This is a genomic window from Bradyrhizobium liaoningense (assembly GCF_018130785.1).
GTDB lineage: Bacteria > Pseudomonadota > Alphaproteobacteria > Rhizobiales > Xanthobacteraceae > Bradyrhizobium > Bradyrhizobium liaoningense_A.
Genome location: NZ_JAFCJT010000012.1, coordinates 123,792 through 147,208 on the forward strand (window position 1 = coordinate 123,792; position 23,417 = coordinate 147,208).

Here is a 23,417-nt window from a genome sequence, read left to right on the forward strand (position 1 = left end):
GCCGCTGGCTGGCTGGATGACCGGGCCGCCCGGTCCAGCCGGGCGACGACAGCTATCGCGTTTTGTTACTTCGCGCCGTCAGACGGCTTCTGCGTATCCGGAGCCGGCTTGCTCGGGGCAGCACCCGTGGTCACGCCGGGTTCGGCGTTGTTGCGCGGCGTCACGTCACGCATGCCGGGAGGCGCGGCCGGATTCGCAGACGGAGCCTGCTGGGCGGTTTGCGTCGCCGGCGTGTTGCTCGCCTGGTTGCTGGTGCTTGTATTGTTCAGTCCGTAGAACACTGCACCCAGGACCAAGGCGATCGCCACCGCGAACAGGGCTACCTTGCCGCTGGAGGCGGGGCCTTCGCCAAGCTCGGGATCGGCCTGGAGCTCGGCATCCCGTCGCGCCGCACGGACATACTCATCATCGGCGAGATTCGGGCGGTACGGATCGTTGGGAAAACGGTCGTCAGCCATCGATTGGGTCTCCTCGATTATTGCGACGGGACAACCCTTAGATGCGAGATTCCGTTCCGCCCTCCTTAGTGCTTTCGTCGGATGTTGCCCTTACCCGAGGAATCGGGAACCTGTTCATTTTGGAACCGTGCGCGTCGGTTCCATCGAAGGGAAGGAACAGAAGCGATGTGGAGCCTGCCGCCAAGCGATAGCGTGCTGCATCTGTTGTCGCTGGTCGCGGTCGCGGCGCAAGGCATGACCGCGGCGCTTGCAGCGGGACGCCGGAGCATGGACTGGCTCGGCGTCTGCTTCCTCGGCTGTATCACCGCGCTCGGCGGCGGCACCTTGCGCGATCTCTTCCTCGGGCACTATCCGCTGGCCTGGGTCGCTAATCCCATCTACCTCGCGCTGGCCGGCGGCGCCGCCTTCCTCACCATCCTGGTCGCGCGGCTCGTGCACCGGCTGAAGGTGGCCTTCATCGTGCTCGACGCCATCGGCCTCGTCGTCTTCACCATGACCGGCTGCGACGTCGCCTGGCAGATGGATGCCACGCTGCCGATCGTCATCGTCTCCGGCATGGTGACCGGCTGCGCGGGCGGGGTGCTGCGCGACGTGCTCTGCAACGACGTGCCGCTGCTGTTCCGCTCCGAGCTGTACGCCAGCGTTTCGGTGGTGACGGGGTTGTTCTACGCCACCGCGTTCGGCTTGAATCTCAACGCCGAGCTCTGGACCATCCTGACGTTTGTCCTCGGCATCAGCTTCCGCCTGCTGGCTGTGCGCTACAAATGGGAGATGCCGAAATTCGTGTTCACGGAAGGCGAGGAGCGGTAGGGCTCTTTCAGTCACTGTTCCATCTACGTCGTCATTGCGAGCGCAGCGAAGCAATCCAGCATCTTTCGCGGAGGGACTCTGGATTGCTTCGCTGCGCTCGCAATGACGGAGGAGGCAGCGGGAACTACTGCTCCTTCCGCGCCTTCGCCACCTGCGCCGCGGTCACCAGCGGCGCGGCGTTGCCCCAGGAATTGCGCATGTAGTTTGTCACTGCGGCGATCTCTTCGTCGGACAATTGCTTGGCATAGCCCGGCATCTCGCCGGTGTTGGGCGCCCGCGGCGTCGTTACGGTGTGGGCGCCGTCGAGGATGATGCGCAAGCTGGAGGACGGATTGACCGATTGCAGCAGCGCGTTGCCGGGCAGCGGCGGATAGATGCGCGGCGCGCCGGAGCCGTCGGCTTCATGGCAGGCGATGCAGAGTTTCGCGTAGACGGCCTGGCCGGCCTTCATCTCGGCATCGTCGGGCGGCGTCACGATCGACTCGCGCCGCGACGGCGGCAGGCTCTTCAAGTAAACTGCGATCGCGCGCACGTCGGCATCGCTCATCTTCGAGGTCGAGTTGACGACCACCTCGGCCATCGGCCCGCCGGCATGGCTTTTGACGTTGCGCCCGCTTTGCAGATACTCGGTGATGTCTTCGACGCTCCACGACTTCAGCCCGGTTCGGGCGGCGCCGTCGAGCCGCGGCGCGAACCAGCCGCCGACCTCGCCGCCCGAGAGCGCCTGCGCCTGCTTGTCAGCGCCAAAATAGTTCTTCGGCGTGTGGCAGGCGCCGCAATGTCCGAGCCCGGTGACGAGATAGCCGCCTCTGTTCCACGCCGCGCTCTGGCCCTGGTCCGGTTCGAACAGGCCGGGCTTGAAGTAGAAATAGTTCCAGACCCGCATGAGGCCGCGATAACCGAACGGCCAGCGCAGCTCCGGCGGCTTGTTGCGGCTCGCCACAGGCGCCAGCGTTCCGAGATAGGCCCGGATCGCCAGCGTGTCGTCCTTGGTCATCTTCGTGAAGTAGGGGTAGGGGAACGCCGGATAGTAGTTCGAGCCGTCGGGCGCGACGCCGGTGCGCACCGCGCGGGTGAAATCGGCGTCGGTCCAGGCGCCGATCCCGGTGTCGCGGTCGGGCGTCAGGTTCGGCGCGTAGACCGCGCCGAAGGGCGTATCGATGCGCTTTCCGCCCGCGAATGGTTTTGCCGGATCGGCGGTGTGACAGCCCGCGCAGCCGCCGGCTTCGACCAGCGCCTTGCCGTAGGCGATCAGCTCCGGCGATGGCTCGGCGGCGCGGGCCGCGCCCGCAACTGCACTGCACAACGCGACAGCAGCCAGAATCATCCGCATCGAAAGCCTCCCTGCGACCAATCGCCCGGACAGGAGCCTCACGTCGTTTCGCGACGGCGGGGGTATGGTGACACAAATTGAAAATGCGTGATGCCTTTGCAGCCACGAAATTGCGATTTTTACCCGGCGCTTCCTTTGGTCCAGATTTGTGATGCGGAGCGTTAAATATCCGACATAGAGTGGCAGAGGTGGTCGGCGCGCCCTAGCTAAAAACAACGGGCAGGCAACGGCTTAAGTGGCCAAACGCTCAAATGGGCGGAAGAGGACAAGAATGGGCATCAACCAGGGTCCGATCAGTCTCGACCAGAAATACACCCAGGAAACCGGACACGTCTTCACCACGGGCATCCAGGCCCTGGTCCGGTTGCCGATGGCCCAGATCCGGCGCGACCGCGCCAATGGCCTGAACACTGCGGGCTTCATCTCCGGTTACCGCGGCTCGCCGCTCGGCGGCTATGACCAGCAGCTCTTCGCCGCCCGAAAACATCTCGAGCAGTACAACATCAAGTTCCAGCCCGGCGTGAACGAGGATTTGGCGGCGACCGCGGTGTGGGGCTCGCAGCAGCTCAACCTCTCGCCCGGCGCCAAATATGATGGCGTCGTCGGCATCTGGTACGGCAAGGGCCCCGGCGTCGATCGCTGCGGCGACGTGTTCCGCCACGGCAATGCCGCCGGCTCGGCCAAGAACGGCGGCGTGCTGTGTCTGGCCGGCGACGACCACGGTGCAAAATCCTCCACCGTCCCGCATCAGTCCGACCATGCCTTCATGTCGGCGCTGATGCCGTATCTTTATCCGTCCAGCATCCACGAGATGATCGAGATGGGTCTGCTCGGCATCGCGATGTCGCGCTATTCGGGTTGCTGGGTCGGCATGAAGGTGATCACGGAGACGGTGGAGACCACCGCCGAGATCGACCTCACCGACGAGATGAAGCCGTTCATCATCCCCCCGGATTTCGAGCTGCCGCCGGGTGGCCTCAATCTGCGCTGGCCCGACGACCGCTTCGAGCAGGACCGGCGCCTCCAGGACTACAAGGGCTTTGCCGCGATCGCCTTTGCGCGCGCCAACAAGGTCAACCGCATCACCATGGATTCCCCGAACGCCCGCTTCGGCATCATGGCGTCGGGCAAAAGCTATGAGGACGTCCGCCAGGCGCTGCGCGAGCTCGGGATCACCGAGGAAGTCGCCGCCAAGATCGGCCTTCGTCTCTACAAGATCGGCATGCCCTGGCCGCTGGAGCCGGAAGGCGTACGCCAGTTCGCGGTCGGGCTTGAAGAAATCTTCATCATCGAGGAACGGCGCGAGATCGTCGAGAACCAGGTCAAGCAGGAGCTGTTCAACTGGCGCGACGACGTCCGCCCGCGCATCGTCGGCAAGATGGACGAGCACGACAAGCGCTTCCTGACCTTCTCGGCCGAGCTCAGTGTCGCCTCGCTTGCCACCTCGCTGACCGAGCGACTGCTTCGACTTAATCTCAACCCCGAGATCGCGGAGATGCTCCGCGCCAAGGCCGACTGGTTCAACGGTCGCCAGGCCACGCAAATGCAGGCGGTCGCACCTGTCTCCCGCACCCCGTATTTCTGCTCCGGCTGCCCCCACAACACGTCGACAAAGGTCCCCGAAGGCAGCCGTGCGCTCGCCGGCATCGGCTGCCACTTCATGGCGCTGTGGATGGACCGCTCGACCGAGACCTTCACGCATATGGGCGGCGAGGGCGTGCCGTGGGTCGGCATCGCGCCGTTCACCAACGAGAACCACATCTTCGCCAATCTCGGCGACGGCACCTATTTCCACTCCGGGCTTCTGGCGATCCGGCAGGCGGTCGCTTCCAAGACCAACATCACCTACAAGATCCTCTACAACGACGCCGTCGCCATGACCGGCGGCCAGCGCCATGACGGCGATCTCTCGCCGCAGCAGATCACCTTCCAGCTCCACGCCGAGGGCATCCGCGAGATCTATCTGGTCTCGGAGGCGCCCGACGCCTATCCGGCCGACACCATTGCGCCCGGTGTGAAGAAGTATCACCGCGACGAACTCGACAACGTCATGAAGATGTGCCGCGAGTACAAGGGCACCTCGGCGATCGTCTTCGTGCAGACCTGCGCCGCCGAAAAGCGCCGCCGCCGCAAGCGCGGCCTGATGGAGGATCCCGCACGCCGCGTCATGATCAACCCGGCGGTCTGCGAAGGCTGCGGCGACTGCTCGGTGCAGTCGAACTGCATCTCGGTCGAGCCGCTGGAGACAGAGTTCGGCCGCAAGCGCGCCATCAACCAGTCGTCCTGCAACAAGGACTATTCATGTCTGAAGGGTTTTTGTCCGTCCTTCGTCACCGTCGACGGCGGCAAGCCGCGCCACCGCGCGCCCGCCGATCTCTCTGACATCGGAACGCTCCCCGAGCCCGCCTCGCGACCGACGCTTGATAAGCCCTACAACATCGCGGTCGGCGGCGTCGGCGGCACCGGCGTGCTCACCATCGGCGCGCTGCTCGGCATGGCCGCGCATATCGAGGGCAAGGCCTCGATGATCCTCGACATGTCCGGCCTCGCGCAGAAAGGTGGCGCGGTGCTCAGCCACGTCCGCCTGTCCGATCATCCGGCCGAGGTGACCTGCTCGCGCATCGTCACCGGCACGGCTGATGTGGTGCTCGCCGCCGACGAGGTTGTCGCGGTCGCCAAGGACACGATCTCGCTCTGCGACACCAGCCGCACCCGCGGCATCATCAACAGCCACGTCATTCCGACCGCCGACTTCGTTCTCAACCGCGACTTCAACTTCCAGACCCGCAAGTTGAATGGGCTCCTGGAGACGGCGCTGCACAAGGACTCTGTGTTCTTCGACTTCACCAAGCCGGCCGAGCAACTGCTTGGCGACAGCATCGCCACCAATATGATGATGATGGGCTATGCCTATCAGAAGGGCCTGTTGCCGCTGTCGGCGGAAGCGATCGAGCAGGCGATCGAGGTCAACGGCGTCTCGATCAAGATGAACAAGGAGGCCTTCCGCCTCGGTCGCCTCGCGGTCGCAGACCCCGCGCGCCTTGCCGACATGCTGAAGGGAACGGACGAGGTGGTTGCGCCGAAGACGCTGGACGCAATGACGCTGGATGAGGTCATCGAGCATCGCGCCAAGCACCTGACCGCCTACCAGAACGGCCGGCTGGCAAAACGCTATCGCAAGCTGGTCGATCAGGTTCGCGATGCCGCCAAGCAGGGCGGTTATGACGACGCGCTGCCGCGCGCGGTCGCGGTGAACTACGCCAAGCTGCTGGCGTACAAGGACGAATACGAAGTCGCGCGCCTCTACACCGACGGCGCTTTCGAGCAGCAGCTCCGCGACCAGTTCGAGGGCGACTTCAAGTTCAACTTCAACCTTGCCCCGCCAATCCTCAGCCGTGGCGTCGATGCGCTCGGACGTCCGAAGAAGCGCGCCTTCGGCCCGTGGATGCTGAACGTCTTCCGCGTGCTGGCGAAATTCAAGTTCCTGCGCGGCACACCGCTCGACATTTTCGGCGGCAGCGCCGACCGCAAGCTCGAGCGCGATTTGATCGCCGGCTACGAAAAGGACGTTGCCACCGTGCTCGGCCTGTTGTCGCCGGTCACGGTCGACACCGCCGTCGAGCTCTTGTCACTGCCCGACCGCATCCGGGGCTACGGCCCGGTGAAGGAGAAGGCGGTCATTGAGGCCAAGACCCGCTACGCCCAGCTCGCCGCCGACCTCGCAAGCCCGCCGCCCGCGCCAAGGCAGATCGCGGCGGAGTAGGGCAGTCCCGTAGGATGGGCACAGGCGCAAAGCGCCGTGCCCACCGTCTCGCCAGGATAGCTGCAGAATGCGTGGGCACGCTTCCGCCTCCGCTCTTCGAGCTACGGCGGACAAGTCGTTTCGCCCACCCTGCGATTTCCTCTTTGAAATCAGCCGCCGTCCTACTGTGCATGGGGTTGTTTTCGCGAAAAAAGAAAATCGCTTGTGCCGTCGGGCAAAACACCTTTAGGATTTTGCCTGTCGCGCTTGTCATTGCGAGCGCAGCGAAGCAATCCAGAAATGCATCCGCGGAAAGACTCCTGGATTGCTTCGCTACGCTCGCAATGACGATGAGGAGGCAGACGGGCGTTCCATGACCGTCGCCACTAGCGCCAACCCGCTGCCCTCTCGCCCGACGGAATATTTCCGCGCTTGCCAAGCTGGCCCCCGCGGTTCAGAAAAACGGAGCAAGAAGAAACGCGAGCGCGGAGACCTCTGTTTTGACCATCAAGGGCAAGGCCTACATTGCCGGGATCTACGAACACCCGACCCGGCATGCGCCGGACAAATCCACCGCCCAGCTCCATGCCGAGGTCGCCAAGGGCGCGATCGAGGATGCCGGGATCAGCAAGGACGATGTCGACGGCTATTTCTGCGCGGGCGACGCGCCCGGCGGCGCCTGGCCGATGGTCGATTATCTCGGCTTGAACACCAAAAAGCTCCGCCACGTCGATTCCACCGAGACCGGCGGCTGTTCCTACATCATTCATCTCGGCCACGCCGCTGAAGCCATCGCGGCGGGCAAGTGCTCGATTGCGCTGATCACGCTCGCCGGCAAGCCGCGCACCGGCGTGATGCCGCCGCGTGCGGCCGGCGCGGAAGCCGATTTCGAGTCCGCTTACGGTGCGACCACGCACAATGCCTATGGCATGTGTGCCATGCGTCATATGCACGACTATGGCACCACGAGCGAGCAGCTCGCCTGGATCAAGGTCGCAGCGTCCCATCACGCGCAATACAATCCGCATGCGATGCTCAAGGACGTCGTCACCGTCGAGGACGTCTTGAACTCGCCGATGATCTCCGATCCCCTGCATCGCATGGATTGCTGCGTCGTCTCCGATGGCGGCGGCGCGCTGATCGTGACGACGCCGGAGATTGCGAAGAGCCTGAAGAAGCCGCTGGTCAAGCTGATCGGCCATGGCGAGGCGATGAAGGGCCCGCGCGGCGGCAAGGATCTCGATCTGACTTACTCCGCCGGCATCTGGTCCGGCCCGCGCGCGTTCGAGGAAGCCGGCATCACGCCGAAGGACATCAAATACGCCTCGATCTACGACAGCTTCACCATCACCGTGCTGATGCAGCTCGAGGACCTCGGCTTCTGCAAGAAGGGCGAGGGCGGCAAGTTCGTTGCCGACGGCAACCTGATCTCGGGCGTCGGCAAGCTTCCGTTCAACACCGATGGCGGCGGCCTCTGCAGCAACCATCCCGTCAATCGCGGCGGCATGACCAAGATCATCGAGGCCGTCCGGCAGCTGCGCGGCGAGGCGCATCCCAAGGTGCAGGTCAAGAACTGCGATCTCGCCATCGCCCACGGCACCGGCGGCCTCCTGGGTGTTCGCCACGCTGCCTCGACGGCCATTCTGGAGCGCGTGTGATGAGTGAAGCCAAGAAATATCCGGCCCCGGTGACCAATCCGGAGACCGCTGCGTTCTGGGACGCGGCCAAGCAGGGCAAGTTCATGATCAAGCGCTGCACCGCCTGCGGCGAAGCGCATTACTTTCCGCGCTCGATCTGCCCGTTCTGCTACTCCGACAAGACGGTGTGGGAGGAAGCTTCTGGCGAGGGCACGATCTACACCTGGAGCCTGATGCGGAAGTCACCGACCGGCCCTTACGCCATCGGCTACGTCACGTTGAAGGAAGGTCCGTCGGTGCAGACCAATTTCGTCGATTGCGATCTCGAGAAGCTCAAGATCGGCCAGAAGGTGAAGGTGGTGTTCAAGCCGACGGATGGCGCACCGCTGCCGTTCTTCACGCCGGCGTAGTCTCTTACTTCCTTCCCCCTTGTGGGGGAAGGTGGCATAGGCCGCCTCCGGCGGCCGTTCTAAAAATGGACGCCGAAGCGAAGCTTCGGCTACGGCGCCGGATGAGGGGTATCGCTCCGCGGAAAGACTTTCACTGCGGAGCCAACCCCTCACCCAAACGAGTTTGCCGCACGGCTCTCGCAGCCCTCTCCCGCAGGGGAGAGGGCACTTCGACTGGCAGCGGCGCATAAAAGTCCGGAGAGGAAATCAGAAAAATGTCCGCCAGATACGAAGAACTCAAAGGCCTCAAGAACATCGGCCAGAAATACGCCTATGGCGATCGCGAGGTCATGCTCTACGCCTATGGCATCGGGCTTGGCGCCGATCCGATGGACGAGAACGAGCTCGCCTTCGTCAACGAGGGTACGCTGACGCCGCGGCCGCTCAAGGTGGTGCCGACCTTTGCGTCCGTCGCCGCGTGGGGCTCGGGGCCCGGCGAGATGAACCTCAACCGCGTGATGGTGGTCGACGGCGAGCGCGACATCACCTTCCATCAGCCGCTGCCGGTGGCCGCGAACATCACGGCCGACTCCTCCGTCGTCGAGGTCTACGACAAGGGCAAGGACAAGGGCGTCGTCATCAGCCACCAGACCGTGCTGAAGAACGAGAAGGGCGAGAAGCTGGCAACGCTGGTCGCCTCGCGCTTTGCCCGCGGTGACGGCGGCTTTGGCGGGCCGAACCTGACCCAGCCCGATCCGCACAAGATCCCCACGCGGAGCCCCGACAAGACCATCGACATCGTCACGCGTCCCGACCAGGCGCTGGTCTATCGCCTCTGCGGCGACCGCAACCCGCTGCACAGCGATCCCGAGTTTGCCAAGAAAGCCGGCTTCCCGCGCCCGATCCTGCACGGCATGTGCACCTACGGCATCACCTGCCGCGGCGTGCTCCAGACCTACGCCGACTATGACGCAAGCGCCTTCCGCCAGCACGTCGCGCGGTTCTCATCGCCCGTCTATCCCGGCGAGACCGTGACCATGGACCTCTGGAAGGACGGCAACGTGATCTCGTTCGAAGCCAAGGTGAAGTCGCGCGGCGTCACCGTGATCAAGAACGGCAAGACGGTGCTGGGTTAGGGCGATCTCGTTCCCCGGACGCAGCGCAGCGCTCCTTAGCGGTGCGCTGCAGAGCCGGGGCCCAGAGAATGTCGAACGAAGAATGGGTCCCGGCTCTGCGACGCAGCGTTTCACGCTGCATCGCGTCCGGGATACGAAAAACAAAAACAGGGAGAAGCCACCATGGGACTACTCGACGGCAAGGTTGCGCTGATCACCGGCGCGGGCGGGGGGCTCGGTGAGGCCTACGCAAAGCTGTTCGCGCGGGAAGGGGCCTCGGTCGTCGTCAACGATCTCGGCGGGCCCCGTGACGGCTCCGGCGCGGACAAGTCGATGGCGCAGCTCGTGGTGGACGCCATCAAGGCCGAGGGCGGCAAGGCGGTCGCCAACGGTGCCGACATCTCCACGATGGAGGGCGGCCAGTCGGTGTTCGACGACGCCATCAAGCATTTCGGCCGCGCCGACATCCTCGTCAACAATGCCGGCATCTTGCGCGACCAGACCTTCGCCAAGGCCTCCGAATCCGACTGGGACAAGGTGATCAAGGTGCATTTGAAGGGTACCTTTTGTTGCACCATGCCGGTATTTCGCTGGATGCGGGAAAACGGTGGCGGCGTCATCGTCAACACCTCCTCGACCTCGGGCCTGATCGGCAATTTCGGCCAGACCAATTACGGCGCGGCCAAGGGCGGCATCTGGGGCCTGTCCAACGTGCTGGCGATCGAGGGCCGGAAGTACAACATCCGGATCTGGACGCTGGCCCCGGGCGCCCTGACCCGCATGACCGCAGACCTGCCCCGCTATAAGGAGAACCCCTCGGCGGCGCTGGGGCCGGACGGCATCGCGCCGGCCGTGCTATATATGGTCAGCGACTTGTCGGGCGACCAGACCGGCAAGGTGCTGGGGGTGTCCGGGCCCCGCGGCGTGCGCGAAATGCGGATGATGGAAATGGAAGGCTGGAAACCGCCGCACTCGGGCTGGAAGGCCCAGGACGTCGTTGAGCATGCCAAGGAGATCTTCTTCTCCGAGGAGCAGATCAAGATGGGGGCGCGGAGGTTTTAGAAGGCCGTCATCCCGGGGCACGCGAAGCGTGAGCTATGATGCGCAATTGTGCATCTGAGGATCCATACTCCGGATCGTGGTTAAGGATTCCGGGCCGCGACTGCGTCGCGCCCCGGAGTGACAGATAGAGAGAGACGAGGACTAGATGAAACTCACCGCCGACGCCAAGGGCACCTTCGCAATCGCACCGACGCCGTTCCACGATGACGGCCGGATCGACGAGCGCTCGATCGACCGCCTGACCGATTTCTACGAGGAGGTCGGCTGCGACGGCGTTACGGTGCTCGGCATCCTCGGCGAGGCGCCGAAGCTCGATGCCGCCGAGGCCGAGCAGGTGGCCGTGCGCTACGTCAAGCGCGCCAAGAAGATGCAGGTGATCGTCGGCGTCTCCGCGCCGGGCTTTGCCACCATGCGCTCGCTGGCCAAGGCCTCGATGGATGCCGGCGCGGCCGGCGTCATGATCGCGCCGCCGCCATCGCTTCGCACCGACGACCAGATCACCGGCTATTTCAAGCAGGCGGCCGAGGCCATTGGTCCCGACATTCCCTGGGTGCTGCAGGACTATCCGCTGACGCTGTCGGTGGTGTTCACGCCGGCTGTGATCCGCAAGATCGTCATGGACAATCCGAACTGCGTGATGCTCAAGCACGAGGACTGGCCGGGCCTCGAAAAGATCTCGACCCTGCGCGGCTTCCAGAAGGACGGCTCGCTCCGTCCGCTCTCGATCCTCTGCGGTAATGGCGGCACGTTCCTGGATTTCGAGATGGAGCGCGGCGCCGACGGCGCCATGACCGGCTATGCCTTCCCTGAGCTTCTGATCGACGTCGTGAACCTCTCCAAGGCCGGCAAGCGTGATGCCGCGCATGATCTGTTCGACGCGCATCTGCCGCTGATCCGCTACGAGCAGCAGCCCGGCGTCGGCCTGACCGTGCGCAAATACGTGCTGCAGAAGCGCGGCATCATCGCCTCCAGCGCCCAGCGCAAGCCGGGCGCGACGATGACGGCGACAGCGAAGGCCGAGGTCGATTACCTGCTGTCGCGCGTCGCCCGTTTCGACAAGCGCGCCAATCTCGGCCCGCAATCCAGCGCTGCAGGTTAAGTCAATGCCTGAGACATCAGCATCACGCCCGGCTTCGACCATCCTCCTGCTCCGTGACGGCGCAAAGGAGGTCGAGATCTTCATGATGGTTCGCCATCATCAGATCGAGTTCAACTCGGGCGCGCTGGTGTTTCCGGGCGGCAGCGTCGATGCCGGCGATCAGGAGATCGTCAAGCGGTCCGATCTGTACTCGGGCGGCGAAGCCTTGAGTGAAGCGGACCGCGGTTTTCGGATCGCCGCGATCCGCGAGACCTTTGAGGAGAGCGGCATCTTGCTGGCGCGATCGAAGGACTCGGGTGCGCCGGTTGATGCGAAGCGCGCCGGCGAAATCGCCGATGCGCATCGCGTTGCGCTCAACGAGCACAAGATCAGCTTCCTGAGCATTCTCGCCGACAACGGCCTCCAGCTCGCGCTCGACACGCTGGTGCCTTACGCGCACTGGATCACGCCGGAAGGCATGCCGAAGCGGTTCGACACCTGGTTCTTCCTCGCGGCGGCACCACCCGACCAGCTCGGTGCGCACGATGGCCGCGAGTCCACCGACTCGATCTGGCTGTCGGCGCGCGAAGCGGTGGAGGGCGGCGAGAGCGGCCGCTTCAAGCTGCCGTTCCCGACCACGCGCAACCTGATCCGGCTCGCCAAGCAGCCAAACGTGAGCGCCGCGCTGGAGCACGCCCGCGGCATGTCGGTCGTCACGGTGATGCCAGTCATGACCAAGACCGAGACCGGCCGCCAACTCCGGATTCCCCGCGAAGCCGGCTATGACGGCGAGGTGTTCGAGGTCGGTGCGGTCGGCTAGGATACTTCGATACCAGACGAAGTATTGGAGGCCAGCGACGCGCTAAGGTTCTGTCCATCGCGAATGGACGGGACGTGCGAAATGGATAAGGGACAGGACACCAACATCGCCGTCGAGCTGGCGCTGCTGGTCGCCCTCGCAGCGCTCTGGGGCGGCTCCTACACCTTCATCAAGCTTGGCGTCGCCACCATCCCGCCGATCACGCTGATCGCGGCGCGCACCACGATTGCGGGCCTGCTGCTGCTCGTCGTCATGTGGGCGCGGGGCATCAGGATGCCGACGGACCGGCCGACCTGGCAGCGCTTCGCGTTCCAGGCCGTGCTCAACAGCGTCATCCCCTGGACGCTGATCGCCTGGGGCGAGCGTCACGTCGATGCCGCGCTCGCCACCATCCTCAACTCGGCCGGGCCGATCTTCACCTTCCTGCTCACGGCCGTCGTCACGCGCCACGAGGCGACGACGCCACGAAAGCTGTTTGGCGTGGTCGCCGGCATGGCGGGCATCCTGCTGATCGTCGGCGTCGACGCTTTCCACGACATCGGCAGTGGCCTCGTCGCGGAGGTCGCCATCGTCGCCGCCACGATCTGCTACGCCTGCGCCGCGATTTTCGGCCGCGGCTTTAAAGGCCTCGATCCGATGGCACCGGCCGCCGGCTCGCTGCTGGCGGGGGCGGCGGCGCTGATCCCGGCCTCGCTTGTGGTCGAGCGGCCCTGGACGCTATCGCCCTCGCTGAGTTCCGTGCTGGCGCTGCTCGCGCTGGCGACTTTCTCGACCGCCGCGGCGTTCGCGATCTACTTCCGCCTGATCCAGACCCTTGGCTCGGTCGGCACCACCGCGCAGGCTTATCTGCGCGTCCCTATCGGGGTCGCCATCAGCGTCGCCTTCCTCGGCGAAAGCCTGAGCCAGACGGCCTGGATCGGCTTGGCCTGCGTCGTCCTCGGCGTTGCCGCCATGACGATCCCGGCCCGGCGGCCGGCCAGCGTCAAAACGTCATGATCGGGAGGGGTGAAGGGCGGCGGGCCCGCGATATTAAGGATATTCGGCGGCGAGAGGCATGTTCCCCCGGGGCCGCAAACCATCGTATATTGGGCCTCCAGTAGCCCGGTCCTCAAAGCCCCTATGTCCGCCGAATTGACGCCGACCCCTGAGAAAAAGCGAACCTTCTCGCTCTCCATCGGCCAGCTCACCTTCGGCAGCTTCCTTCTGGTGCTGGCGGTGATCATCGTCACCTCCACCGCGAGCGTGATCGCGATCCGGCACATCGACACGACCTTCGCCGAGTTGCAGCGGCTCCAGAGTGTCGGCGATCTCGCCGAGGATATCGACCGCCGCATGAACGAGTTGCGGCTCGCCGCGCGCGACTTCGTCACCGATCCCGGCGCCGGGACCCAGTTCAAGCAGGTCGGCGAGGCGGCCTCGACGCTCAGCGACATCCTGAAGAAGACCCGCATCGAGCTCGCGCCCGAGCAGCAGGACATGATCGACGGGGTCACCGAGCGCCTTGCGACCTATCGCAATGGCCTCGAGCGGATCTCGACCCTGATCGATCGCCGCGCCCAGCTGCTCGGCGGCCTGCCGCCGCTGCGCGACCGGTTCGATGTGGCCGTCGGAGCCGCGGCGGACCGCGAGCTCGCCGCCCGTTTGTCGGAGGCGCAGAGCCAGATCGCACTCGGGCTGCTCGCGCGCAACCCATCCGCCGCCGAGCAGGCCGCGCAGGGGATGCGGGCGATGGACATCGCGGACGCCAGGCTGAAGACGGCCGTGAACGACTACGCCGAGGCCATCATCGCGGTGGCGGTCCGGGAGCGGCAGATCGCCGATATCGACCGTGAGGTGCTGGGCACCGAGGGCCGCCTGATCGGCCGCGTCACGGAACTGCTGCGCGAGGTCAGCGCCAGGCGCGGCCACGTGCTGTCGCGCGACTTCGCCCGCACGCTGACGGAGGCGCGCTGGCAGAGCATCGTGCTCGGCTCCATCGGCGTGCTGATCGGCATTCTCGCGGCGGGCTTCGTGGTGCGGCGGACCGTCCGCCCGCTCGCCCAGATCGCAAGGTCGATCCGCGCGCTCGCAGCGGGCGAGAAGAACACCTCGATCCCGTCGGCCGACCTCGACAACGAGATCGGCGACATCGCGCGCGCGGCCGAAGTGTTCCGCCGCGCGCTGGAGGAGGCCGACACGGCGCGCGAGGCGGCGGTTCGCGCGCTGACCGAGCAGCGCCTCGCCGAGGAGAGCTACCGCAAACTGTTCGAGGGCTCGGTCGACGGCATCTATGTCACGACGCCGGCCGGTGATCTCCTCAACGCCAATCCGGCACTGGCGCGGATGATGGGCTATGACAGCCCGCAGCAGCTCATCGACAGCATCAACGACATCGCCCACACCATCTACGTCCATCCCGAGGCGCGCGACGAATACCAGCGGCTGATGGCGCGCGACGGCATGGTGCGCGAGTTCGAGTACCAGGTGCGCCAGCGCAGCGGCAACATCCTGTGGCTCTCCGACAGCGCCACCGGCGTGCGCGACGAGGCCGGCAACATCGTCCGCTACGAGGGCACACTGCGCGACATCACCGACCAGAAGCGGGCGGAAGACGCCATCGCCGAAGGCCGGCGCCTGCTCCAGCAGGTCATCGACACCGTGCCCGCGGTCATCAACGTCAAGGACCGCGACCTGCGCTACGTGCTGATGAACCGCTACATGGCCGGCATCTTCGGCATCGAGCCTGCCGATGCGCTCGGCCGCACCACCGCGGATCTGATGTCGCGCTACGGCGCGGCCAAGACCGACGAGAACGACAAGCGGGTGCTCAGGCTTCGAAAAGGTCTCGGCTTCTACGAAGAAGAGTACAAGGACGCCTCCGGCAACATGCGGCAATGGCTGGTCAACAAGCTGCCGCTGCTCGATGCCGACGGCGAGATCGAGCGGATCGTCACCGTGGCGCTCGACATCGGCGAGCGCAAGCGCGGCGAGCAGGAGATGCGCAAAGCCAAGGAATCCGCCGAGACGGCGTTGCGAAACCTGCGCGAGACCCAGGCCTCGCTGATCGAGGCGGAGAAGCTCGCCGCGCTCGGACGGCTCGTTGCCGGCGTCGCCCACGAGGTCAACAATCCCGTCGGTATCAGCCTCACGGTCGCATCCGCGCTGGAACGCAAGACCGCGATGTTCTCCTCCGAAGTCGAGCGCGGCGAGCTCCGTCGCTCCACGCTCAACGACTTCCTCAACACCAGCCGCGACGCGTCCTCGCAGCTCGTCTCCAACCTCAACCGCGCCGCCGAGCTGATCCAGTCGTTCAAGCAGGTCGCCGCCGACCGCAATTATTCGGACCAGCGCAACTTCGATCTCGGCGATCTCACCGAGCAGGTGGTGATGAGCCTGCGGCCGGGCCTACGCAAACACAATCTGACGCTCAACGTCGAGTGCCAGCCGGACCTCACCATGAACAGCTATCCCGGCCCGTACGGGCAGGTGCTGACCAATCTGTTCCTCAACTCGGTGGCGCACGCTTTCCCGGACGGTCGGCCGGGGACCATCGACATCCAGGTGCGCGAGTCCGGCAAGGACAATGTCGAGATACTCTTTGCCGACAACGGCTGCGGCATGTCGCTTGACGTCCGCCGCCGCGCCTTTGATCCATTCTTCACGACGCGGCGCGACCAGGGCGGCACCGGTCTCGGACTGCACATCGTCTATAGCATCGTCACCAATCGCCTCGGCGGGCGGCTCGATCTCGATTCCGAGCCGGGCGAGGGGACGCGCATCCAGATCATCCTGCCGCGCACGGCGCCGCTCGAGCAGGCCGCGGAATAGGCGTGTCCCTAATCCGCCTCTGCGAGCTTGTGCAGGGTGGCGCCGAAAATCAGGCTGGCCTTGCCGACGAGCGCCGTGCCCGTCATCTCAGCGCCGGTGTCCGTGTAGGTCCCGCTGACGCCGATGCCGACCGGCGCCGGACCGCCGAACAGCGGATTGTCATCGCCGCGAGGCGAGGTGTGCCGTTGCACAAGCACCTCGCCTTTGAAGGTGTTGTTGTCCTTCACCACGTAGCTGCCGGTGTAATAGAGGTAGGCATCGCCACCAAGAATTTTGCCGTCGCGAAAAAGAATCACGCCGCTGCCCTTGCCGACTCGACCATCGAGCAGGTTCACGTGAATCGAATAGAGGCCGTTCTTCATCACGTCCCACGGGCCGGCCGCCATCGCCCAATGGCGTAACCGGTAGAGCTTTTATGCCAAAGCGCGTTCCCACGCGCAACGCGGCAGTTTGCCGGCCGGCGGTGCGATCTTGCCGCCGCAAGCCGTAGTTGTCCGGCTTGTCTATGACACCACCATGACGGTCTGATCATGACGCGAGGCCAGTCGTTGCGAATCAAGTTGGCCCGCGAAATGCATAACCATTGTTGCACTGGCCGCGGGGTGCTGGAGCAAGACAAACGTGAGCAACTGGATCGATTCCGGCGGCGATGAGCCGCGTCTCTACAGTGTGCGTCCCACAGTTTGCGAAACACAGCGGTCGACTGGCGGCGCGCCTCGCTGGCGAAGCGTGGCGAGCCTTGCCTGCGCCTTGGCCTTGATCGCACTCGCAGCCCCCTTGGGGCATGCGCGCGACCGCGGCCAGTTCGTCAACACCAATGCCGAATTGAAGGCGTGGTTCGACGGCCTGCGCAGCGGCAAGGGGCCTTGCTGCTCCGATGCCGACGGCTCGGCGCTCTCGGACACCGACTGGGAGAGCAAGGACGGACACTATCGCGTCCGCGTCCCGCGCCTGGGCCACGTGCTCGACGGCCAGCAGCAGGAGCTCATCTGGGTTGACGTGCCCGAAGAGGCCGTCATCTCGGAGCCGAACCGGGTCGGGCGCACCATGGTGTGGCCGATCTACGGCTACATGGGCGTCGCCATCCGCTGCTTTATGCCCGGCAGCATGACTTAGCCGGGCGACAGGCACGCCCAACTTCGTCGACATCAGATGCGGCGCCGCGTCAGGTGTATTTCTTGTCGCGCTCGAGCAGCTCGATCGAGATGCCTTCGGGACCGCGGATGAAGCAGATGCGCACGCCGGGCCGGATCGTGGTCGGCTCGCGCGTGAAGGTGACGCCCTTGGCCTTGATCTCGGCCGCGACAGCGTCGATGTCCTTCACGGTGAGACCGAAATGGTCGAGGCCTTGATGGGGGTGCGGCGGCGGTGGGTTGACGGCATTGTCGCCCTCGAGCGGCGCGATGAAGATTTTGGCGCCGCCGAGGTTCACGTCGATCCGTCCCGGTGCGTGCACGACCTCGCCGCCGAGGATGTCCCGCAGCCAGGCCGCCGTGGCCTCCGGATCGGGGCTGCGCAGATGGACGTGATCCCAAGTGACGACTGGCATTTCATTTTCTCCCAACGGGGTGTTCGATGTTGCAATGCATGTTAGCGGCCCCGGCCGGTGATCGCCACCGTCCTCGCCGATTCGCAACTGCGGGAACCTTAGTTCGTCTCCCGGATTAGGGTAAGCAGTGGTCGAGGCCGTCGTCGAACGAGCTTTTGCCGCCGTCGGTGCGCAACCATGAACGCCAGGTTTGACCGGATCGGGTGGGGACGTTTCGCCGGGAGCGGCGAGCGCCTGGCGCGGGCTGTGACGATCGCGAGCGTCACGTTTGGGCGAAGCCTGCTCTGGCTACTGGCGGCGATCATCGTCGGCTGCGGTGTGTGGATGATGCTGCCGCTCTCCAAAGGCAACAGCACCGAGCCGGTGAAGCCTGACGTGGCAGCGGTCGAACCGGCGCCTCCGGGCAGTACGGCAGCGGCGGTCCCGCCGATTGCCGAAGCTCAGGCTCCCATTGCGGCAGAACTCGATCGCCTCAAGATTTCATCGCAGACCTGGCGCCGTGGTGGACTCGGCTCGAAGGCGCTGGTGACGTTCACGCTGCGAAACGACAATGACTATGCCGTAAGGGATCTGGAGATCGTCTGCGCGTTCACCCGGCGCGATGGCAGTCATCTCACCGATCGAAGCCGCATGCTGGCCGACACGGTAATGATGAAGAGCCGCAAGACCTTTGCGCGTATTCCTGTCGGCTTCATCAACGTTAATGCCGATCAGGCGAAGTGTTCGCTGGTCGCAGCGCGGCGCGCGTAACGGCCGGCAGTTCCGGTAGCGGAAAAGTTACTGTCCGCACGTCTTGGCCAAAAAACTTGACGTTGCCATTTGAACCAAGGGCCGGGTTCAGGAACCAATCAGAGTATCGCCTGTTAAGGCGGAGAGCCCACGCGGGGATTGCGGGGGGCGGAGTGCGGCCAATGCCCATCTTTCGGTATTTCATGTTTGTCGGCGGAGCGTTGCTCGCACTGCTGTTTGCGGTGAACTTCGTCGTGCCGGCCTCGCCCTTGGCGCCAGCCGTCGCGACCGCAAGCAACGACCAGCCGTCGATCCGGATCCGGTCCGATCGCCATCTGCCCGAGCGTGTCGTGTTCGACACCAGCCAGCCGACGATCGCCCCGCCTGCGGTGAAGACCGCTGCCGTCGTTGCGCCTCAGCCGCCGGATACCGCGTCGGCAGCGGCCCTCGCAGAGATGTCGGCCAAGGCGCGGGTGCGCGAGACCTTTGCCCAGTTTACGCCTGGTTCGAAGGCCGACGCCGCCAAGAAGCCGCAGGCCCAGGCTCAGCCCAAGCGTAAGGTCGCCAGAGCGCATCCAGCCCCGCAATATCAATATGGTGTGCCACAGTATGGCCGGCCGATGATGGTGGCGCAGCAGCCCCATTTCGGTCTCTTCAATACGACCTGGTGAGGGCGCCTCTGGCCCGTCTCGAAATGAGACGGGTAGGGCTTTTTATTGGTCAGTCTCTCTGCTAATTCGAACCCGTCCGAACGGCGCCCCGATGTGCTGGCATGCCAGCCGCGGTCCACGCTTCTCGGTTGCGGCCCCATACACGGGCCAGGGCGCTCGTAGCTCAGCTGGATAGAGCATCGGATTTCGATTCCGAGGGTCGGGAGTTCGAATCTCTCCGAGCGCGCCACTTGCCAGGCCGGAGCCTCGAGGCCCGGCTGGCTCGATCCGCAGGTTCCCTTACTTACCCTGGATCTTCAGCCCGTTGGGCCCGACATTAATCTGCAGGCCGTCGGGCTGCTTTTTCGCCTGGTAGAGATTGTAGCCGAGCACGGCTGCCGTGACGACCAGAGCGCCGATGATCAGAAATAACAGATTGCGGCTGATGGACATTCTTTTCCCTGAACCACTTGGTTGGCGGCGAGAAAAACCCCGCGTGTGGGAGGCGCGGGGTGCTTCGGTGCGCCCCGGGGCTGGCCGCGGCACACTGCTCGGACTTGCTAACGTGGTTCGAAGGAACTGGTTCCCTGGCGACCCAACGCGCGAGCCCAGGGCGGGCAATCGGCGCTACGGCTGTGATGTCAGCGTGCGGAAAAGCAGGTGTGCCGGGCCCGTGCCAGCGTGTCGGAGGGCGCTTCGTGGAACGCCGCGCGGTAGGCCGCGGCAAACTCGCCGAGGTGATGAAATCCCTGGGCGCGAGCGCATGTAGCGACCGTCGCGCCGCCGCCCTTGAGGAGCCGCGAGCGCGTGGCCCACAGCCGCTTCAGGCGGATGTATTGATGCAGACTCATGCCGCGCACCTTGCTCACCGCGCCGCCGAGCGTTCGGACCGAGACACCGAATTCTCCGGCGAGATTGGCCGTGTAGATCGGAGCGGTCGGATAGGCTGCGACGTAATCGTCGATCTGCTGCACGAGCCTGGCCGATCGCGCACCTGCATTCGGGGCGGTGCGATCAGACGACGGGTCGATTTGAAACAGGTCGTCGAAGGCGAGCAGCAGGCCTTCCTGGAGATGCGCGGCGACCTCTGTGGTTTCGAACATGTGCGGCTCGACCGACGCGGTACGCAGAATGTCTTGCACAAGCTGCCGCGCGTAGAGATGCGCTGCCGGGTCTGCGACGCGAACCCACAATGCGTCCGCGCGATTGAACCAGCCGCGATCCCTGAGTGAGGGCGAGAACATGATCAGCGCATGATGATTGATCTGGGGTTCGACGAAATGGCACTCGTGCTTGCCGCGTAGGGCTATGAAGAAGCGCGAGTCGATATCCATCCCGCTCGAGCTGGCTCGCAAGTCGTCGGTCATCGGGAGGATCACCATGCCGCCCGGCGCGCGATAGGCGGTATCGAGGATGCGCGCAAAGGACCTTGCCACGATGATCCGGCAGTCCGGAAGGTTCACGATCGCGCGCGCCGCTGCGAAATTGGCGACGTCGAGAGGAATGCTCCGGGCATCTTCCAGCGACTCGGCCGGCCGAAACGCATCGACATCGGTGAATCGAACCAATTGGAGGGCGGAGGATGGGGCGAGAGCGTCGAAGAACATGCGTCTGGCCGGATGCTGCAATGTGACAAAAAATAAAATTCGATACATCGCAATCAATGGCGAAACATGACGATTCAGTAAACTGGATTCCGGGCCGTAGTATTGCGGACATCATGCCACGCGGCGCGGCAGGTCGATGTCACCGTCAACGGTCTCGGTTCATCGGTTGGCCTGAGGCGAGGTCGATGAAATGGAGGCGCGTGCAGGCGGGACAGGCGAAGGACTCGAAGCTCCGCCCCTCGAGCCTCCGCCCCTCAAGCCTTGGCTGCTTCTCGAGATGCGTTTGCACATTCATGCCCGTCTGGGGGCATCGGAAAACGATGAAATCCGCCATCGACGTAGAATGACGGCACGGCGAATTTCATCTTTGATCTAGATCAGTTTTGGAATCGCTCCACGCAAACCGCGAGCTCGCGAATGGACGGCAATACGTGAACTCGCAAAAGCGAAGGGGCCCGAGGGGCCCCTTCAGAGATCACCAGCGGCGATAGCGTGGTCCATAATAGCGAGGCCCATAGTAGCGCGGCCCATACCCATAATATCGGGGGCCATAATACGGCCGCGGGCCGTAATACCCATAATAGTTCGGGCGCCAGAAGCAGCGTCCCCAGGCGTCGCAGACCATGCGGACCTGCTCGGCGTCGGAGACCTGCGGCGTCGCAGGTGCTGGCGCGATGGGCATGGCGGACGCCGCCGGCGATGCCATGATGGCACCGAACAGTGATCCGGCGACGAGGCCAATCTTCAGATTCATGATGTCTTCCTTCCGCTTACGCAATGCAGGATATCGAAGTTGTTCTGATCAAAGTGTGGCAGAACCGAAATGTAATGCTGATGAACAAATCTTCAGCTCGTTCGCCGCAGGCCTGACCTTTAGCTCGGCCAAACCATCCCAGGTTCGAGCGCATGACCAATGCAGCGCTTGCGTTGGCGCTGTCCGGCAGGACATCGCCGCCATCGTTGATCCTGCGCAATTCGCCGGCACGGCTTCGTCCCTAGTCTTGCCGCTGCAGTCAGCCTTTCGAGCAATTCGAAGAGCAGGCTCGCGAGGTTGCTTGGAGCTGTGCAATGGACAAGATGAGAATAGACAAGGGTGACTGGCTGGTCGTGTGCGACGGGCGCAAGGCGCTCATTCTGGAAAACCTCGGCGACGAGATGTTTCCAAACCTCCACACCCGGGAGGTGCACGAGCAGCCCAATCCCTCGACCAGTGCGCAAGGGACCGACGCGCCGGGCCGGCTGAACGCCGCCGTCGGCGGTGCGCGCAGTTCGGTCGAGCAGACCGATTGGCACGATGAGGTTGAGCGCGCCTTCCTGCGGAGCCTGGCCGGCCGGCTCGATGCCGCTGTCAGCGCGGGCGAGACCTCGGCCCTGACCATGGTGGCCTCGCCACGCGCGCTCGGCATGATCCGCGCCGACTATTCGGCCGTGGTGCGCAAGGCGCTTCAGGGCGAGGTCGGCAAGGACCTCGTCAAGCTGCCGGTCTATGAGATCGAGAAGCAATTGCTGCTGTCGGGCGCCGCTAAATAGCGGCACCCGCAGAGGACGCGCCAGCGCCCCTCAGAAGCAGGGGTGCCGGCGGCGGTCCTGGCCGACATAGGCGGCCGCGCCCTGGTAGCAGTGGTTGGTCGACGGACCGTCATAAAAGGCGAAGGTGCCGGGGGTCAGGCCGGGTCCGTAATTGTGCAGATAGCTGATCGGGTAGGGCAGCGGGTTGGTGTAGTAGCGGTGGTACCGGTGGTGCCCCCGCGCCTCCGCGAGGCTGGGGGCGAGGATTGCGGCCGACAGGGCAGCAACCGCGGCAACAAGCTTCAACGTGCTCATCTCGATTCTCCGGAACCCGCGCGAATAGATTAGCTGTTTATAGCCATTTCGGGCCGCCGGGACACCCGTCCGGCGCCCGGAAATGGGGGCTAATCCCGCAGATTCCCGGGCAGGTGTGACAGAATTGCCGGAAGCCGGGGCGAAGGCTGCCCATTTTTGGCCTTTTCGGGATGCTTAACGAAATTCCCACACAAGTATGACCAAAGAGAATTCGCTTAAGAATCCTGTCGCCGGTCCCAGGGATCATCTCGCGGGTCCTTCGAGGCCGGTCCATTCCTGAAGGCTTTCGCCGTCACAACCATGCGCATCACGCTTTTGAGCCTGCTGTTGCTCTCCATCGCCGCCGCCACGCCGGCGCGCGCCGAGTTGCATATCACCCGCGACCACGGCGGCTACGTCGAGGAGTACAAGGCCAAGTACAAGCGCGTCCGCGAGAAGGGTGAGCGCGTCATCATCGACGGCATCTGCAATTCGGCTTGCACCCTGGTGCTCGGCATCGTGCCAATGAACAAGATCTGCGTGACGCCGCGCGCCAGCCTCGGCTTCCACCAGGCCTATTACGACAAGGCCTTCACCTTCGGCATCAAGGTCACCAGCGCGGAGGGGACGTCCGACCTGATGTCCTACTACCCCAGCGCGGTGAAGGACTGGATCCGCCGCAATGGCGGGCTCACCACCGACATGAAGAAGATCAAGAACGGGGTCGAGCTCTGGAAGATCATCGACCCCTGTCCGGAAGAATGGTGAGCGGCTGAGCTGAACCGCCGCGGTTCGTCGCAGCGCAGCATCGCGAAGAACGAAAACCCG

At 64.5% G+C, this 23,417-nt stretch carries 24 protein-coding genes and 1 tRNA gene; 16 read left to right on the forward strand and 9 right to left on the reverse strand.

All coding sequences use genetic code 11. The annotated features are described in order from the left end of the window. Positions 1-65: 65 nt before the first annotated feature. On the reverse strand, positions 66-458 hold the full coding sequence (locus tag JQ627_RS23420) for a hypothetical protein (protein WP_212486462.1): 393 nt from the start codon (positions 456-458) through the stop codon (positions 66-68). A gap of 165 nt (positions 459-623) precedes the next feature. Here JQ627_RS23420 and JQ627_RS23425 point away from each other — a divergent pair, with 165 nt between their 5' ends. Continuing rightward, positions 624-1,268 (forward strand): trimeric intracellular cation channel family protein, encoded by a 645-nt coding sequence (locus JQ627_RS23425; protein ID WP_212486463.1) that lies wholly within the window; start codon positions 624-626, stop codon positions 1,266-1,268. A gap of 124 nt (positions 1,269-1,392) precedes the next feature. Here the strand turns inward: JQ627_RS23425 and JQ627_RS23430 are convergent, their stop codons facing one another. Further along, the gene (locus tag JQ627_RS23430; protein ID WP_212486464.1) at positions 1,393-2,601 is read right to left on the reverse strand and encodes a cytochrome c; all 1,209 of its coding nucleotides are present in this window, start codon (positions 2,599-2,601) and stop codon (positions 1,393-1,395) included. 271 nt (positions 2,602-2,872) lie between these two features. Between JQ627_RS23430 and JQ627_RS23435 the strand changes: the two genes are divergently transcribed. The 9 genes from JQ627_RS23435 to JQ627_RS23475 all read left to right on the forward strand — a co-directional run bounded on the left by JQ627_RS23435 (position 2,873) and on the right by JQ627_RS23475 (position 16,251). After that, entirely contained in the window at positions 2,873-6,364 is a 3,492-nt protein-coding gene (locus JQ627_RS23435) for an indolepyruvate ferredoxin oxidoreductase family protein (protein WP_212486465.1), read from the forward strand. Positions 6,365-6,843: 479 nt separating this feature from the next. Further along, on the forward strand, positions 6,844-8,001 hold the full coding sequence (locus JQ627_RS23440) for a thiolase domain-containing protein (RefSeq protein WP_039147548.1): 1,158 nt from the start codon (positions 6,844-6,846) through the stop codon (positions 7,999-8,001). Continuing rightward, entirely contained in the window at positions 8,001-8,390 is a 390-nt protein-coding gene (locus tag JQ627_RS23445) for a Zn-ribbon domain-containing OB-fold protein (RefSeq protein ID WP_028154920.1), read from the forward strand. Before JQ627_RS23440 ends, JQ627_RS23445 begins: the two co-directional genes overlap by 1 nt. Positions 8,391-8,644: 254 nt before the next feature. After that, complete coding sequence (locus tag JQ627_RS23450; protein WP_212486466.1) at positions 8,645-9,505, forward strand: MaoC family dehydratase; 861 nt, start codon at positions 8,645-8,647, stop codon at positions 9,503-9,505. Positions 9,506-9,667: 162 nt separating this feature from the next. Next, positions 9,668-10,546, forward strand: a complete 879-nt coding sequence (locus JQ627_RS23455; RefSeq protein WP_212486467.1) for an SDR family oxidoreductase — start codon at positions 9,668-9,670, stop codon at positions 10,544-10,546. A 145-nt stretch (positions 10,547-10,691) separates the two neighbouring features. Continuing rightward, complete coding sequence (locus JQ627_RS23460; protein ID WP_145660294.1) at positions 10,692-11,645, forward strand: dihydrodipicolinate synthase family protein; 954 nt, start codon at positions 10,692-10,694, stop codon at positions 11,643-11,645. 4 nt (positions 11,646-11,649) lie between these two features. Then, complete coding sequence (locus JQ627_RS23465; RefSeq protein ID WP_212486468.1) at positions 11,650-12,444, forward strand: NUDIX hydrolase; 795 nt, start codon at positions 11,650-11,652, stop codon at positions 12,442-12,444. Between the two features lie 81 nt (positions 12,445-12,525). After that, the gene (locus JQ627_RS23470; protein ID WP_212486469.1) at positions 12,526-13,440 is read left to right on the forward strand and encodes a DMT family transporter; all 915 of its coding nucleotides are present in this window, start codon (positions 12,526-12,528) and stop codon (positions 13,438-13,440) included. A 123-nt stretch (positions 13,441-13,563) separates the two neighbouring features. Further along, positions 13,564-16,251, forward strand: coding sequence for a PAS domain S-box protein (locus JQ627_RS23475; RefSeq protein WP_212486470.1), 2,688 nt, complete (start codon positions 13,564-13,566; stop codon positions 16,249-16,251). Between the two features lie 8 nt (positions 16,252-16,259). On the opposite strand, the gene JQ627_RS23480 is transcribed toward JQ627_RS23475, so the two are convergent. Beyond that, entirely contained in the window at positions 16,260-16,613 is a 354-nt protein-coding gene (locus tag JQ627_RS23480) for a GrlR family regulatory protein (protein ID WP_212486471.1), read from the reverse strand. A 259-nt stretch (positions 16,614-16,872) separates the two neighbouring features. On the opposite strand from JQ627_RS23480, the gene JQ627_RS23485 reads away from it, so the two are divergent. Next, positions 16,873-17,367: a hypothetical protein gene (locus JQ627_RS23485; protein WP_212486472.1), complete on the forward strand. Its 495-nt coding sequence runs from the start codon at positions 16,873-16,875 to the stop codon at positions 17,365-17,367. Between the two features lie 49 nt (positions 17,368-17,416). Here JQ627_RS23485 and JQ627_RS23490 read toward each other — a convergent pair whose 3' ends face one another. Continuing rightward, positions 17,417-17,800 carry a VOC family protein gene (locus tag JQ627_RS23490; protein WP_212486473.1) on the reverse strand — a complete coding sequence of 128 codons (384 nt, stop codon included), beginning with the start codon at positions 17,798-17,800 and terminating at the stop codon, positions 17,417-17,419. A gap of 177 nt (positions 17,801-17,977) precedes the next feature. Here JQ627_RS23490 and JQ627_RS23495 point away from each other — a divergent pair, with 177 nt between their 5' ends. The 3 genes from JQ627_RS23495 (at position 17,978) to JQ627_RS23505 (ending at position 19,429) form a co-directional block, all read left to right on the forward strand. Further along, positions 17,978-18,550, forward strand: a complete 573-nt coding sequence (locus JQ627_RS23495; protein WP_212486474.1) for a hypothetical protein — start codon at positions 17,978-17,980, stop codon at positions 18,548-18,550. A 161-nt stretch (positions 18,551-18,711) separates the two neighbouring features. Further along, complete coding sequence (locus JQ627_RS23500; protein WP_212486475.1) at positions 18,712-19,200, forward strand: hypothetical protein; 489 nt, start codon at positions 18,712-18,714, stop codon at positions 19,198-19,200. Positions 19,201-19,352: 152 nt separating this feature from the next. Then, positions 19,353-19,429, forward strand: a tRNA-Arg gene (locus JQ627_RS23505). Between the two features lie 50 nt (positions 19,430-19,479). Here the strand turns inward: JQ627_RS23505 and JQ627_RS23510 are convergent. From JQ627_RS23510 to JQ627_RS23520, 4 genes are all read right to left on the reverse strand, one after another. Then, entirely contained in the window at positions 19,480-19,632 is a 153-nt protein-coding gene (locus JQ627_RS23510; protein WP_167768065.1) for a hypothetical protein, read from the reverse strand. Between the two features lie 188 nt (positions 19,633-19,820). Further along, positions 19,821-20,786 (reverse strand): AraC family transcriptional regulator, encoded by a 966-nt coding sequence (locus JQ627_RS23515; RefSeq protein ID WP_212486476.1) that lies wholly within the window; start codon positions 20,784-20,786, stop codon positions 19,821-19,823. Positions 20,787-20,931: 145 nt separating this feature from the next. Next, positions 20,932-21,120, reverse strand: coding sequence for a hypothetical protein (locus JQ627_RS39135; RefSeq protein WP_249143306.1), 189 nt, complete (start codon positions 21,118-21,120; stop codon positions 20,932-20,934). Between the two features lie 141 nt (positions 21,121-21,261). Then, positions 21,262-21,540, reverse strand: a complete 279-nt coding sequence (locus JQ627_RS23520) for a hypothetical protein (RefSeq protein WP_212486477.1) — start codon at positions 21,538-21,540, stop codon at positions 21,262-21,264. 314 nt (positions 21,541-21,854) lie between these two features. On the opposite strand from JQ627_RS23520, the gene JQ627_RS23525 reads away from it, so the two are divergent. Then, on the forward strand, positions 21,855-22,316 hold the full coding sequence (locus tag JQ627_RS23525) for a host attachment protein (protein ID WP_212486478.1): 462 nt from the start codon (positions 21,855-21,857) through the stop codon (positions 22,314-22,316). Between the two features lie 30 nt (positions 22,317-22,346). Here JQ627_RS23525 and JQ627_RS23530 read toward each other — a convergent pair whose 3' ends face one another. Continuing rightward, positions 22,347-22,610: a hypothetical protein gene (locus tag JQ627_RS23530; protein WP_212486479.1), complete on the reverse strand. Its 264-nt coding sequence runs from the start codon at positions 22,608-22,610 to the stop codon at positions 22,347-22,349. 300 nt (positions 22,611-22,910) lie between these two features. On the opposite strand from JQ627_RS23530, the gene JQ627_RS23535 reads away from it, so the two are divergent. After that, a complete protein-coding gene (locus JQ627_RS23535) occupies positions 22,911-23,357 on the forward strand; it encodes a hypothetical protein (protein WP_212486480.1) in 447 nt (148 codons plus the stop codon). Positions 23,358-23,417 lie beyond the last annotated feature (60 nt).

Bases quoted from the DNA above. Each gene is read 5' to 3' on its own strand.
- JQ627_RS23420 (WP_212486462.1), bottom strand. From the start codon at position 458: ATGGCTGACGACCGTTTTCCCAACGATCCGTACCGCCCGAATCTCGCC.
- JQ627_RS23425 (WP_212486463.1), top strand. From the start codon at position 624: ATGTGGAGCCTGCCGCCAAGCGATAGCGTGCTGCATCTGTTGTCGCTG.
- JQ627_RS23430 (WP_212486464.1), bottom strand. From the start codon at position 2,601: ATGCGGATGATTCTGGCTGCTGTCGCGTTGTGCAGTGCAGTTGCGGGC.
- JQ627_RS23435 (WP_212486465.1), top strand. From the start codon at position 2,873: ATGGGCATCAACCAGGGTCCGATCAGTCTCGACCAGAAATACACCCAG.
- JQ627_RS23445 (WP_028154920.1), top strand. From the start codon at position 8,001: ATGAGTGAAGCCAAGAAATATCCGGCCCCGGTGACCAATCCGGAGACC.
- JQ627_RS23450 (WP_212486466.1), top strand. From the start codon at position 8,645: ATGTCCGCCAGATACGAAGAACTCAAAGGCCTCAAGAACATCGGCCAG.
- JQ627_RS23455 (WP_212486467.1), top strand. From the start codon at position 9,668: ATGGGACTACTCGACGGCAAGGTTGCGCTGATCACCGGCGCGGGCGGG.
- JQ627_RS23460 (WP_145660294.1), top strand. From the start codon at position 10,692: ATGAAACTCACCGCCGACGCCAAGGGCACCTTCGCAATCGCACCGACG.
- JQ627_RS23465 (WP_212486468.1), top strand. From the start codon at position 11,650: ATGCCTGAGACATCAGCATCACGCCCGGCTTCGACCATCCTCCTGCTC.
- JQ627_RS23470 (WP_212486469.1), top strand. From the start codon at position 12,526: ATGGATAAGGGACAGGACACCAACATCGCCGTCGAGCTGGCGCTGCTG.
- JQ627_RS23475 (WP_212486470.1), top strand. From the start codon at position 13,564: ATGTCCGCCGAATTGACGCCGACCCCTGAGAAAAAGCGAACCTTCTCG.
- JQ627_RS23480 (WP_212486471.1), bottom strand. From the start codon at position 16,613: ATGAAGAACGGCCTCTATTCGATTCACGTGAACCTGCTCGATGGTCGA.
- JQ627_RS23490 (WP_212486473.1), bottom strand. From the start codon at position 17,800: ATGCCAGTCGTCACTTGGGATCACGTCCATCTGCGCAGCCCCGATCCG.
- JQ627_RS23495 (WP_212486474.1), top strand. From the start codon at position 17,978: ATGAACGCCAGGTTTGACCGGATCGGGTGGGGACGTTTCGCCGGGAGC.
- JQ627_RS23500 (WP_212486475.1), top strand. From the start codon at position 18,712: ATGCCCATCTTTCGGTATTTCATGTTTGTCGGCGGAGCGTTGCTCGCA.
- JQ627_RS23510 (WP_167768065.1), bottom strand. From the start codon at position 19,632: ATGTCCATCAGCCGCAATCTGTTATTTCTGATCATCGGCGCTCTGGTC.
- JQ627_RS23515 (WP_212486476.1), bottom strand. From the start codon at position 20,786: ATGTTCTTCGACGCTCTCGCCCCATCCTCCGCCCTCCAATTGGTTCGA.
- JQ627_RS39135 (WP_249143306.1), bottom strand. From the start codon at position 21,120: ATGGCGGATTTCATCGTTTTCCGATGCCCCCAGACGGGCATGAATGTG.
- JQ627_RS23520 (WP_212486477.1), bottom strand. From the start codon at position 21,540: ATGAATCTGAAGATTGGCCTCGTCGCCGGATCACTGTTCGGTGCCATC.
- JQ627_RS23525 (WP_212486478.1), top strand. From the start codon at position 21,855: ATGGACAAGATGAGAATAGACAAGGGTGACTGGCTGGTCGTGTGCGAC.
- JQ627_RS23530 (WP_212486479.1), bottom strand. From the start codon at position 22,610: ATGAGCACGTTGAAGCTTGTTGCCGCGGTTGCTGCCCTGTCGGCCGCA.
- JQ627_RS23535 (WP_212486480.1), top strand. From the start codon at position 22,911: ATGCGCATCACGCTTTTGAGCCTGCTGTTGCTCTCCATCGCCGCCGCC.